Raw genomic sequence first — 12466 nt, 5'->3', positions numbered from 1 at the left:
TGCATGACGATAGCTGCCGTGACGGCATTGACCGGCATTGACCGGCATTGTACATGGCCCTATAATTGTTCCATCATTCGGAACACTGTTCCGTTAAACGGTTTACCCAACCCAAACACCAGGGAGGCGCATGTCCAGCCGCAGTATATCGAAGACAGCAACGTGCACGCTCCTTTCCGTTGCCAGCCTGACCATCATGGTGGGATGCGTGCTGGTTCCGGGATTGCCGTCCATCGCCGCGCGCCTCGGGGTGGCCGACGCCGCCAGCTGGCTCGTCACGCTGCCCTCGCTGGGCGTGGTGCTGTCCGGCCCCTTCGCCGCCATGCTCATGCAGCGCCTGGGACTGCACCGCACCCTGCTGACGGGACTGTTCCTGTACGGCTTGCTGGGCATCTCGGGCATGTTCTTGCATGGCCACCTGGCCGTGTTCGCCAACCGTTTCCTGCTGGGCGTGCCGACGGCGCTGGTGATGGCCTCGGGCACGGGACTGATCTCGGCCCTGTTCAGCGGCCAGGCGCGGCTGCGCATGATCGCCAGGCAAGGCATGACGATCGAACTGGGCGGCGTGCTGTTCCTCGCACTGGGCGGCCTGCTGGCCACGGCGGGCTGGCGCTATCCCTTCCTGCTGTATCTGGCCTCGTGGGTGCTGCTGGCCTTCGCCTGGCGCTGCGTGCCGGCACCCGGGCCGGCCGGGGATGCCGGCATGGATGGCGCGCCGCCGGCGCCCGGCCCGTCACGCGCCCTGCTCCTCGTCCATGCGCTGGCGGCGCTCTCCATGACGGTGTTCTTTGCCGCCATCATCGTTTTACCGCTGCGCCTGCAGCAGCTGGGCTGGAGCGAGGACCGGGCTGGGTATCTGCTTTCCTTCGTGTCGCTGGTGGCCGTAGCGGCCGCCTGGCTGATGCCCCGGGCGGTCCGGCGCCTGCATGAACACGGCACCCTGGGCGCTGCCTTCGCCTGCTATGCGCTGGCGCACCTGCTGTTTGCGGGGGCCGCCGCGCTGCCCGCGCTGCTGGCCGGCGCCATGGCGCTGGGGATGGGCTTCGGCCTGTCCGTACCCCTGTGCACGCACATGACGGTCGAGCGCAGCCACTTGCCCAGCCGCAACCGCAACCTCGCCTATCTCTCGATGGCCATCTTCGGCGGGCAATTTCTCTCTTCCTTCATGACGTATCTGCCCGGCAGCCACGCCACGATGTTTGCCGCCACGGCCGCACTGGCCCTGCTGGGCGCGGCCGTGGCGGCCGCCCTGCTGCTGCGCCGCCGCGCCGCGACTGTCTCCACCACCCGCACTGAAAGGTAAGACCATGGATCTCAACGACGTCCACGCCCTGCTGCACCCCGCTCCCCTGGCACTGGAAACGGGCTTCGAACGGCTGCCCAGCGGCGTGCTGCACGTGGCGTGCCGCACCGACTTGGCAAATTGCACTGGCGAGATGTTTGAATGGTGGTTCCGCTCGCGGCCCGACACGGAGCGCTACCTGATGTGGCACCCGGTCGACCACCTGGCCAGCGGCTGGGCCGAAGGCAGCGCCGGGACGCACATCGGCTCCATCCATCTGGCGGAAGAATTTTTCAGCGGCATGCCGGCCGAACAGCTGGCCATCCAGTTCCGCGATCCCCGTGAATTCTTCGAGGGACGACAATATGAGGTGGCGCGGACCGAGGGCCGCATTTCAGCCGCCGTGTGCGCCAGGGTGGGCATGAGCTATGCGCCGCCCCGCACGGCGGACGGCGCCGTCATCGGCGGGCGCCTGCTGCACATGGGCCGCGACACGGCCTGGGGCATGACCTTGCGCAGCCATTTCTACATGGGCCAGGACTTGCCGGACGCCGGCCACAGCCCGCAAGAGATCGCCGCCCTCTTCCCCGATGCATTCGCCCGCGCCCTGCTCATGCATTGCTACAACGAATTCACCTTCCTGGCGCAATTCCTGCGTTCCCACTACCAGGCGAAGCACCGCGACAGCGTGCCCGTGGCGCTGCCCTGGTAGACGGAGGTTCACTCCTCGAGGCCGCCCCCCAGCGCCTTGTACAGCGCCACGGCCGACTTGAACTGGTCGCGCCGCGCGTCGAGCAGGGCTTGCTGGGCCGCATACGACTGGCGCTGCGCGTCGAGCAATTCCAGGCGGCTGTCCTGGCCCGCGTCGTAGCGCAGCTGCGACAGGCGCTGGCGCTGCCGCGACGCCGCCACCACGCGCTCCTGCGCGGCGATCTGCTGCGCAAACGTGGCGCTGCCGGCCAGGCCGTCGCGCACCTCGCGGAACGCCGCCTGGATCGCCTGTTCGTACTGCAGCACGGCCACGTCCTTGCGCAGGCGCGACAGCTGCAGTTCCGCGCGCAGCTGGCCGCCCTGGAACAGCGGCTGCGTCACTTGCGGCGCGAACGACCAGCTGCGCGCGCTGCCGCGGAACAGGTCGCCCAGTTCCGGGCTGGCAAAGCCCAGCGACGCCGTCAAGGACAGGCGGGGGAAGAAGGCGGCGCGGGCGGCCCCGATTTCCGCATTCGCCGCCGCCAGCGCGTATTCAGCCTGCAAAATGTCGGGACGGCGCGCCAGCAAGTCCGACGGCAGGCCGGGCGGCAACTGCGTCAGCACGGGCTGGCCGTCGAGCGGCCGGCCGGCGGGCAAGTCCGTTGGCAATGGCGCACCGAGCAGCAATTCCAGGTTGTTGCGCGAAAGTAGACTGGCTCGCTCCCGCGCCTGCACGTCCGCTTCCGCCGTGGCGGCCTGCCCTTCGGCTTGCGCCACGTCCAGGCCGCTGCCCTGCTGCGCGCCGTGCAGGCGCTGCGTCAGCACCAGCGCCTGGCGCCAGTCAAGCAGGGTTTGCCGGGCCAGCGCCAGCTGTTCCTCGGCCAGGCGCTGCTCCAGGTAGGCGTCGGCCACGGCGCCGATCAAGGCCATGTGCGCGGCGCGCTGGCCCTGCTGCGTGGCCAGGTAGCGGGCAAACGCCGCGTCCGACAGCGAGCGCAGGCGGCCGAACAGGTCGATCTCGAACGCGCTCATGGCGATGCCGGCCGTGAACGTGTTTTGAAGCGTGGCATCGGCGCCGCGCTGGCGCGCGCCGCCCGCATTCGCGCCGACGGCCGGATAGCGGCCCGCATCCTGGATCTGGTACTGGGCCCGCACGGCTTCCACGTTGAGCGAGGCCACGCGCAAGTCGCGGTTGTTTTCCAGCGCAATATCGACCAGGCGCTGCAGGCGCGCATCGAGCAGCATCTGGCGCCAGCCCAGGTCGGCTGCGGTGCCGGCCGCGGCTGGCGCGGCAGATTCTGCATAGCGGGCCGGTATCGGTGCCGCCGGCTTGACCAGCGGCGGCGTCAGGGAACACGCCGACAAGGCCAGCGCGGCCAGGGGCGTGAGAAAAAATAAACGCATTACAACTCTCCTTCCACCGCCTTGACGGCGATGCGATCACTGCGTTTGTTGAAGTACGTGCCCATCTTGTCGACGGCGCCCAGCACCACGACAAAGAACACGGGCACGAAAAACACGGCCAGCACGGTGGCGGTAATCATGCCGCCGAACACGCCCGTACCGATCGCGTGCTGCGTCTCGGCGCTGGCGCCCGTGGCCAGCATCAGCGGCACCACGCCCAGCGCGAACGCCAATGACGTCATCAAAATCGGGCGCAGGCGCAGGCGCGCCGCTTCCACCGTCGCCTCGACCAGCCCACGCCCTTGCGCCTGCAGCTGGCGCGCATATTCGACGATCAGAATGGCATTCTTGGCGGAAAGACCAATAATCGTGATCATGCCCACCTTGAAGAACACGTCGTTCGGCATGCCGCGCAACATCACGGCCAGCACGGCGCCCAGCAGGCCCAAAGGCACCACCAGCATCACGGAGACGGGAATCGACCAGCTTTCATACAGGGCCGCCAGCACGAGGAAGACCACCAGCATCGACAGCGCCATCAGCATGGGCGCCTGCGACGCCGATTCCTTCTCCTGCAGCGACTGGCCCGTCCACGCCAGCGCGAAGCCCGGCGGCAATTGCTTCACGAGCCGCTCCATTTCCAGCATGGCGTCGCCGCTGGACACGCCGGGCGCCGCGCTGCCCGAGATGCGCGCCGACGGGTAACCCTGGTAGCGCACCAGCTGCAGCGGCGACTCGCTCCACACGGGGCGCACGAGCTCGCCCAGGGCCACCATGCCGCCCGCGTTATTGCGGATGCGCAAGGCCAGCACGTCGTTCAGTTGCATGCGCGATGGGGCATCGGCCTGGATGATCACCTGCTGCATGCGTCCGGCGTTCGGAAAATCGTTGACATAGGTCGACCCCATGGCCGCCGTCAGCATGTCGGCAATCGCCGTGAACGGCACGCCCAGCGCCTCGGCCTTGGTGCGGTCGATATCGAGGCGCACGCTGGCGCCGGGCGGCAAGCCGTCCGGATACACGCCCGCCACCTTGCTGCTTTGCGCGGCCAGGCCCAGCAGCTGGTTCTGCGCCGCCTGCAAGGCCGCGACGCCTTGACTGGCGCGGTCTTGCAGGCGCATCGAAAAGCCGGACGAGTTGCCCAGTTCATCGATGGCGGGCGGCATCAGGCTCATGATCACGCCCTCCTTCGCCTGCGACATGGCCTCCTGCGCCAGCGCCACTTCTTCCTGCGCCGTGGCGCCGTTGCGCTGTTTCCAGTCCTTCAGCATGGTGAACGCCAGGCCCGCGTTCGGTCCCGCGCCGGAAAAGCTGAAGCCGAGGATCGACTGGTTCACTTCGATGCCGGGCCGCGTGGCCACGTGCTGTTCGTACAACTTGACGACATCGAGCGTGCGCTCCATGGTGGCGTCCGACGGCAGCTGGATCGAGGTAATGAAATAGCCCTGGTCTTCCTCGGGCAGGAAGGCAGACGGCAACTGCATGAAGGCCACGCCCAGCGCCGCGACGATGGCGCAGTACAGCACCATCGAGCGGCCCGCGCGCTTGAGCATCGCCACCACGCCTTTTTCATAGCGCGCCGTCATGCGCTCAAAACAGCGGTCGAACCACAGGAAAAAGCCCTTTTTATCGTGGTCGTGCGGGCCGATCGGTTTCAACATCGTGGCGCACAGGGCCGGCGTCAGGGTCAAGGCCAGAAACGCCGAGAACAAAATCGACACGGCCATGGCCAAGGTGAACTGGCGGTAGATGGCGCCCACGGAACCGCTGGCCAGCGCCATCGGAATGAACACGGCCGTCAGCACCAGAGTGATGCCGACCACGGCCCCCGTGATTTCGCGCATGGCCTTGGAAGTCGCTTCCTTCGGCGACAGGCCCTCGGTCGCCATCAGGCGCTCGACGGCTTCCACCACCACGATGGCGTCATCGACGATGATGCCGATGGCCAGCACCATGCCGAACATGGTCAGCACGTTGACGGAATAGCCGGCCAGCAGCATCACGGTAAACGTTCCCATCAGGGCGATCGGCGCGACGATGGCGGGAATCAGGGTGTAGCGTATCTTTTGCAGGAACAGATACATGACGAGGAAGACCAGCACCATCGCTTCCAGCAGGGTGACGACGACCTTCTCGATCGAGATCTTCACGAACGGCGCCGTATCGAACGGCACCGAATACTTGATCCCGGCCGGCATGGTGTGCGCCAGTTCGGCCATGCGCGCGCGCACGGCGGCTGCCGTCTGCACGGCGTTGGCACCGGGCGACAGCATGATGGCGGCACCCGACGCGGCTTGGCCGTTTTCGCGAATGCTGAAATTGAAGCTTTGCGCGCCCAGCGACACCTTCGCCACGTCGCCGATGGTCACTTTCGAGCCGTCCGCGTTCGCGCGCAGCACGATGGCGGCAAATTCGGCCGGGGTTTGCAACTGCCCCTGGACCGTCAGCGGAATCGTCACGCGCTGGCCGTGCACGGCGGGCGAATCGCCGAGGCGGCCCGGCGCGATCTGCGCATTCTGCTGCGCGATGGCGGCCGTCAGTTCGCCCATGGCGATGTTGTACGACACCAGCTTGGCGGGATCGACCCAGATGCGCATGGCCCGCTCGGAGCCGAACAGCTGCACCTTGCCCACGCCGGGAATGCGGCGCAGTTCTTCCGTCACGTTGCGCGCCAGGTAGTCGCCCAGCGCCACTTCGTCATGCTGGCCATTCTCGGAAATCAGGCTGACGATCATCAAAAAGCCCGACGACGCCGATTCCACCGTCAAGCCGTTCTGCCGCACGGCTTGCGGCAGGCGCGGCTCGATGGCCTTCAGGCGGTTTTGCACGTCCACCTGGGCCATTTCCGGGTCCGTGCCCGGCTGGAAGGTGACGGTGATCGAGGCCGACCCCGAGGTATCGGTGGACGACTCGAAATACAGCAGGTGCTTGACGCCCGACAGTTCGCGTTCGATCAGGCCCACCACGGAATCATTCATGGTTTGCGGCGTGGCGCCGGGGTAATTGGCGCTGATGCTGACGCTGGGCGGCGCCACGGAAGGAAAACGCGCAATCGGCAATTGCGGTATGGCGATCAGTCCGAAGAGGACGATGAAGACCGCCACCACCCACGCAAAGACGGGGCGGTTGATGAAAAATTGAGGCATGTCGTTAGGCTTTCATTGTATTCAAAGTGTGCATCAACGCGCCTTGGCGGCAGCCGCCGTGGCCACGACGGCCGGCTTCCACGGTTGCGGTGTGGCGGTGGCGCCCGGCTGCAGGCGTTCCTGGCCTTCGATGACGACGGTGTCGCCCGCCTTCAAGCCGCCGCTGACCACGTACTGGTGCTCGACCACGTCGCCCACGGCGATCGTTTTCAAGCTGGCTTTGTTCGTGCCGTCCAGCACCCAGGCCTGCGCCTGGCCGCCGCTGCTGCGCAACACGGCTTGCTGCGGCAGCAGCACGCCGTTGGCCTGCACGGCGCGGGCGATGCGGGCGCGCACGAACATGCCCGGCAAGAGCTGGCGCTGCGGATTGTCGACCAGCACGCGGATGACGGCGTCGCCCGTGCCCGCATCGACGCTGATGCCCGAGAACAGGATGCGGCCCGTGACGGGATGCGGCTGGCCATCGGCGCCCAGAATGGTCACGGGCAGCTTGTCCGCGCCACCCGTACCCGAGGCTTGCAGCGCGGCCAGCGCGGCGGCCGGCTGGCGCACGTCGACATACACTTTGTCGATCTGCTGGATGCGCGCCATCGGCGCAGCATCGGCCACGCCTACGAGCGCGCCTTCGGTCACCAGTTCGGAGCCGATGCGCCCGGCAATCGGCGCCTCGATGCTGGCAAAGGCCAGGTCCAGGCGGCGGCGCGCCAGGGTCGCGCGCGCCTGCGCCACGGTGGCCACGGCTTGCTCGCGCTGGGCCACGGCATCGTCATACGCCTGGCGGCTGATGGCATCCGCTTCCACCAGTGGTTTCAGGCGCTCGGCCTGGCTGCTGGCGCGGTTGGCCGTGGCCACCGCGTGCTGCAGGGCGGCGGCGGCCGAATCGACGTCCGCCTGGAACGGCGCCGGGTTGAGCTGGAACAGCTTCTGCCCCGCCTGCACGTCGGCACCCTGCTCGAACTGGCGGCGCAGCACGATGCCGCCCACCTGCGGACGGATGTCGGCCGTGCGGAAGGCGGCCACCCGGCCCGGCAATTCGTCGCTGAGGACGACGGATGCCGCTTGCAACTTGAGGACCGTCACGGCGGCGGGCGGCGCGGCCGCCTCGTCCGGCGCGGGTTTGGAACAGGCGGCAAGGCTGAGCAGTGCCGCGGCGATCAACATGTTTTTCTTGGTGAAGTGGCTCGGATGCATGGTCTTTCTCTATGGCAGATCCCAACCGGCGGTCCGGTCGACAGATAAGCGCAGCATAAAAGGCCAAGGTGGACATTTCGTCAAAGAAATGTGGAGATTCGATGGAGAGAAAGAAGAATGCTAGACTATTTGCATGAACTATCATCACAGCGCCAGCCAGCCCTCTTTTCTTGCCACCACGCCCCCTTCCGCCCTCGTCCTGATCGCCGAAGATGAACCGCAAATCGCCCGCATCCTCGCCGGTTATCTGGAGCGCGACGGCTACCGCACGGCCTTCGCCCTCGATGGCCAGGAAGCGCTGCAGCAGCACCTGGCGCTGGCGCCGGACCTGCTGCTGCTCGACGTGCAGATGCCCCGTGTCGACGGCTGGGGCGTGCTGGCCGAAGTGCGACGGCGCGGCGAAACGCCCGTCATCATGCTGACGGCGCGCGACCAGGATGCCGACAAACTGGCCGCCCTGCGCGTGGGCGCCGACGACTACATCATCAAGCCCTTCAACCCGGCCGAAGTGGTGGCCCGCGTGGCGGCCGTGCTGCGCCGCTCGCGCGTGCGCCACCACCCGGTCGGCGGCCAGCGCCTGCGCTGCGGCCCCATCGAGATCGACCAGGAAACGTACGTGGCCAGCGTGCTGCGCGACGGCGCGCCCGTGCCTTTGACCCTGACGTTGACGGAATTTCGCCTGCTGGCGCACCTGGCGCGCACGCCGCGCCGCGTCTGCAGCCGCCTGGAACTGCTGGAGTCGTGCATGCCCGAAAGCAATTCGATGGAACGCACGGTGGACAGCCACGTCAGCAAGCTGCGCAAGAAGCTCGAGGAAGCGGGCGTGATGAACATGCCGGCCAGCCTGCGCGGCGTGGGCTACCGCCTGGAAAGCGAGCTCTGATGCGATTCACTGGCCTGAACCGGCAGATCATCCTGTCGATGTCCGTGCTGATGGTGTGCAGCATCCTGATCATCTGGATCGGTTCCTGGACCTTCTTCGCCATCGCCTTCAAGATCGATCCCGGCATGCTGTCCGAGCCCGACGACTGGTCGCCCAGCACCGTCGAATGGCTGTGGATCTTCGCCATCACCGTCTTCGGCCTGGGGCTGGCCGCCTTTTTCGCCATCAAGCTGGCCGCGCGCATCTTAAAACCGATCAATTCCGTGATGGACAGCGTGCGCCGCGTGGCCCACGGCGACCTGTCCGCGCGCGCCTTCGCGGGCGACCGCAGCCTGGGCGAGACGGCCATGCTGGTCGATGACTTCAACAGCATGGCCGAGCGCCTGCAGCGGGGCGCCAAGGAAAGCGAAACGTGGAATGCGGCCATCGCGCACGAACTGCGCACGCCCGTGACCATCCTGCGCGGCACCTTGCAGGGCGTCGTCGACGGCGTCTTCAAGCCCGAGGAAGTGCCGTTTTCCAGCCTGCTGGCGCAAGTCGAGGACCTGGGCCGCCTGATCGAGGACTTGCGCACCCTGAGCCTGGCCGACAGCGGCCACATGCAGCTGCGCATGGCGTGGACGGACCTGACCCTGGAAATCGAGGAAGTGGGCCGCCTGCTGGCGCAGGAAATGGAAGCGGCCGGGTTTACGCTGCAATTGCACCTGTCCGACCATCCCGTCTGCTGCGACGCAGCGCGCATCCGGCAAATCGTGCTGGCCCTGCTCGACAACGCGCGCCGCTATGCGCATCCGGGCCTGCTGCGCGTGCGCACCCGCGTGCAGGCCGGCCAGTACTACCTGAGCGTCGAGGATGCGGGCCCCGGCATTGCAAAGGAACTGGCGCCGCACGTGTTCGAGGCGTTTCGCCGCGGCGACAGCGATGGCGGCGACCCGCATGCGGGCAGCGGCCTGGGCCTGGCCGTGGTCGAAGCCATCGCGCGCGCGCACGGCGGCAGCGCCGTCTGCACGCGCGGCAAGGCGGGCGGCAGCGTGTTTACCGTCAAGTGGCCGGTCGAGCACGGCGCGCCGCCGGCCGCCTAAGCAAGACCGTCGGCGCGGACCATGTCGACGAAGGCGCGCAGCACGGGCGGCATCTGCCGCCGTCCCGGGTAGTACAGGAAGTAGCGGGGCGGCGGCGGCAGGCAGCGCTCCAGCACGCACGCCAGGCGCCCCGCCGCGATATCGGCGCGCGCATCGGCTTCGTACACATACGCCAGCCCCGCCCCGTCGCGGGCCGCGCGCAGCATCAGTTCATCGTCATCGAAAACGAGCGGCCCGCCGACGGCGATGCTGACGGCTTCCCCCTCCCGCCCGAACTCCCACGCATACTGGCGCCCGCTGGGAAAACGCCGGCCTATGCAGGCATGCGCCAGCAAGTCGCGCGGCGTGCCCGGTGCCCCATGCGCCGCCAGGTAGCCGGGCGACGCCACCACCACGAACGGTTGCGGCGCGCCCACGGGCACGGCGATCATGTCGGCCGCCACCTGTTCGCCGAAGCGGATGCCCGCATCAAAACCGTCGCGCACGATATCGATCATGCCGTCGTCGGTCACCACTTCGACCTGCACGCGCGGATAGCGGGCGACAAAACCGGCCAGCATGGGCCCCAGCAGCAGCCGGGCGGCCGGACGGGGCACGTTCAGGCGCAGCTTGCCTGCGGGCACATCCTGCATGGCGCTCAAGTCTTGCAAGGCATCGTCGATTTCGCGCATGGCCGGCGCCAGCCGCGCCAGCAGCTGCTGGCCCGCCTCGGTCGGCGTGACGCTGCGCGTGGTGCGGTTCAACAGGCGCACGCCCAGGCGCTCTTCCAGCGCGCGCAATGCATGGCTGAGGGCGGAGGCGGACACGCCCCGCTCCAATGCCGCCTTGCGGAAGCTGCGCAGGCGGGCGACGGCGGCAAAGGCCGTCAATTCGTTGAGATCAGCCATTGTTGAGGAAAAAATTCATGAAAAAAATTCAGCAATACATGCAGGATTAGCCATCTTATCGCATGCTGTTGCTTCATCCATACTCCTTGCATCTTTTTTTGAAAGGAAATGACAATGGAACACAGAACACTGGGCCACTCCGGCTTGCGCGTCGCCCCCATAGGCCTGGGCTGCATGGGCATGAGCTTTGCCTATGGCGGCGCCGACGAGGCCGCCTCGCTGCGTGTGCTGCACCGCGCCGTGGAGCTGGGCGTGACCCTGATCGATACGGCGGAAGTGTACGGCCCCTACGCCAACGAGGAACTGGTGGGCCGCGCACTGAAGCAATTACGCGGCAAAGTCAGCGTGGCCACCAAGTTCGGCTTCAAAATTTTGCCTGAAGGAAAAGGCGTCGAGCGCATGGCGGGCGTGGACAGCCGCCCCGAACATATTCGCCAGGCCGTGGAAGCGTCGCTGTCCAGGCTCGGCATCGAGTGCATCGACCTGCTGTACCAGCACCGCGTGGACCCGGCCGTGCCCATCGAAGACGTCGTCGGCGCCATGGCCGAACTGGTACGGGCGGGCAAGGTGCGCCACCTGGGGCTGTCGGAAGTGTCGGCCGCCACCCTGCGCCGCGCCCACGCCGTGCATCCGATTGCGGCCGTGCAGTCCGAATACTCGCTGTGGAGCCGCGACGTGGAAGCAGACGTGCTGCCCGCCTGCCGCGCGCTCGGCATCGGTTTCGTGCCCTACAGCCCGCTGGGCCGGGGCTTCCTGACGGGCCGGCTCGCGTCCGCCGCCGCGCTGGCGCCCGACGACTACCGCCACAGCCTGCCCCGCTTCCAGCCGCCGGCGATGGCGGCCAACGCGCACATGGTTGCCGACCTGCAGCGCCTGGCGGCGGCGCGCGGCGCCACGGCCGCGCAGCTGGCCCTGGCCTGGCTGCTGGCGCAAGGCGACGACATCGTGCCGATTCCCGGCGCCCGCAGCCTGGCCCACCTGGAAGAGAACGTCGCCGCCGCGCAACTCACTCTGAGCGGCGCCGAGCTGGCCGCCATCGGCGCCGCCATCGCGCCCGCCAGCGTGCAAGGCGCGCGCTACCCGGAGGTTGAGCTTGCCATGGTTGGCCTGTAGACAACTGTGCTTGAGTGCGCTAGCTTGAGGTCGATAAGCAGTTTCTTTGCCCCTTTGCACTTGAAATGCCTGAATCCGCTATCATTTTCAATCTGAACTATTCATTATGAAAGGGATTTACATGTCCGATTTGCTCGAAACACTGCAATGGCGCTACGCCACCAAGAAGATGGACCCGTCGAAAACGGTGCCGCAAGACAAGGTCGAGCGCATCCTGGAAGCCGTGCGCCTGACGGCCAGCTCCAGCGGACTGCATCCTTACGAAGTGTTCGTCGTGACGAATCCGGCCCTGCGCGAGCAGATCAAGCCGCATGCGTGGAACCAGTCGCAAGTAACGGACGCCTCGCACCTGCTGGTGTTTGCCGCCTGGGACAATTACACGGCAGAACGCATCAACGCCCGCTTTGACCTGGTCAACACCGTGCGCGGCTTCAAGAATGAAGGCTGGGAAGCATACCGCCAGCAGATCCTGGCCACGTATCCGCAGCGCGACGCGGAAACCAACTACCAGCACGCGGCGCGCCAGGCGTATATCGGCGTGGGCACGGCTTTGATCGCCGCGGCGCAGGAAAAGGTCGATTCGACGCCGATGGAAGGTTTTGACCCGGCCAAGGTCGACGAAATCTTGAACCTGCGCGAAAAAGGCTTGCGTTCCGTCGTCATGCTGCCGCTGGGCTACCGCGCCGACGCAGGCGACTGGCTGGTGGACCTGAAAAAAGTGCGCCCCGCACGCGAGCAATTCATCACCGAGCTGGCGTAAACGCCTCGAGCGTGACTGAAAAGCGGAT

Annotated in this window: 10 protein-coding genes; 6 read left to right on the top strand and 4 right to left on the bottom strand. The window is 67.0% G+C overall.

What is annotated here, in order from left to right; translation table 11 throughout:
• Nucleotides 1-130: 130 nt before the first annotated feature.
• Nucleotides 131-1303 carry an MFS transporter gene (locus AC07VH_RS00490; RefSeq protein WP_494786383.1) on the top strand — a complete coding sequence of 391 codons (1173 nt, stop codon included), beginning with the start codon at nt 131-133 and terminating at the stop codon, nt 1301-1303.
• 4 nt (nt 1304-1307) lie between these two features.
• Nucleotides 1308-1994, top strand: a complete 687-nt coding sequence (locus tag AC07VH_RS00485; protein WP_489627658.1) for a DAPG hydrolase family protein — start codon at nt 1308-1310, stop codon at nt 1992-1994.
• 8 nt (nt 1995-2002) lie between these two features.
• Here AC07VH_RS00485 and AC07VH_RS00480 read toward each other — a convergent pair whose 3' ends face one another.
• From AC07VH_RS00480 to AC07VH_RS00470, 3 genes are read right to left on the bottom strand one after another with little or no spacing between them, the layout of a single operon-like run.
• A complete protein-coding gene (locus AC07VH_RS00480) occupies nt 2003-3376 on the bottom strand; it encodes an efflux transporter outer membrane subunit (protein WP_494786382.1) in 1374 nt (457 codons plus the stop codon).
• A complete protein-coding gene (locus tag AC07VH_RS00475; RefSeq protein WP_494786381.1) occupies nt 3376-6522 on the bottom strand; it encodes a multidrug efflux RND transporter permease subunit in 3147 nt (1048 codons plus the stop codon). Before AC07VH_RS00475 ends, AC07VH_RS00480 begins: the two co-directional genes overlap by 1 nt.
• A gap of 33 nt (nt 6523-6555) precedes the next feature.
• Complete coding sequence (locus AC07VH_RS00470) at nt 6556-7713, bottom strand: efflux RND transporter periplasmic adaptor subunit (protein WP_494786380.1); 1158 nt, start codon at nt 7711-7713, stop codon at nt 6556-6558.
• Between the two features lie 133 nt (nt 7714-7846).
• Here AC07VH_RS00470 and AC07VH_RS00465 point away from each other — a divergent pair, with 133 nt between their 5' ends.
• Together AC07VH_RS00465 and AC07VH_RS00460 are read left to right on the top strand one after the other, a co-directional pair.
• The gene (locus AC07VH_RS00465) at nt 7847-8596 is read left to right on the top strand and encodes a response regulator (RefSeq protein ID WP_494786379.1); all 750 of its coding nucleotides are present in this window, start codon (nt 7847-7849) and stop codon (nt 8594-8596) included.
• Complete coding sequence (locus tag AC07VH_RS00460; protein WP_494786378.1) at nt 8596-9678, top strand: ATP-binding protein; 1083 nt, start codon at nt 8596-8598, stop codon at nt 9676-9678. The genes AC07VH_RS00465 and AC07VH_RS00460 overlap by 1 nt, the downstream gene beginning before the upstream one ends.
• Here the strand turns inward: AC07VH_RS00460 and AC07VH_RS00455 are convergent.
• Entirely contained in the window at nt 9675-10565 is an 891-nt protein-coding gene (locus AC07VH_RS00455) for a LysR family transcriptional regulator (protein WP_494786377.1), read from the bottom strand. The two genes, AC07VH_RS00460 and AC07VH_RS00455, sit on opposite strands and share 4 nt — an antisense overlap.
• A gap of 114 nt (nt 10566-10679) precedes the next feature.
• Here AC07VH_RS00455 and AC07VH_RS00450 point away from each other — a divergent pair, with 114 nt between their 5' ends.
• Both AC07VH_RS00450 and AC07VH_RS00445 read left to right on the top strand, forming a co-directional pair.
• Entirely contained in the window at nt 10680-11678 is a 999-nt protein-coding gene (locus tag AC07VH_RS00450) for an aldo/keto reductase (RefSeq protein WP_494786376.1), read from the top strand.
• Between the two features lie 121 nt (nt 11679-11799).
• Nucleotides 11800-12438, top strand: coding sequence for an NAD(P)H-dependent oxidoreductase (locus AC07VH_RS00445; RefSeq protein WP_494786375.1), 639 nt, complete (start codon nt 11800-11802; stop codon nt 12436-12438).
• Nucleotides 12439-12466: the final 28 nt, after the last annotated feature.

This window comes from Janthinobacterium sp. GW821-FHT03C10 (assembly GCF_059420865.1).
The sequence above is the reverse complement of the archived record's forward strand: the minus strand, read 5'-3'. Positions and strand labels throughout refer to the sequence as shown.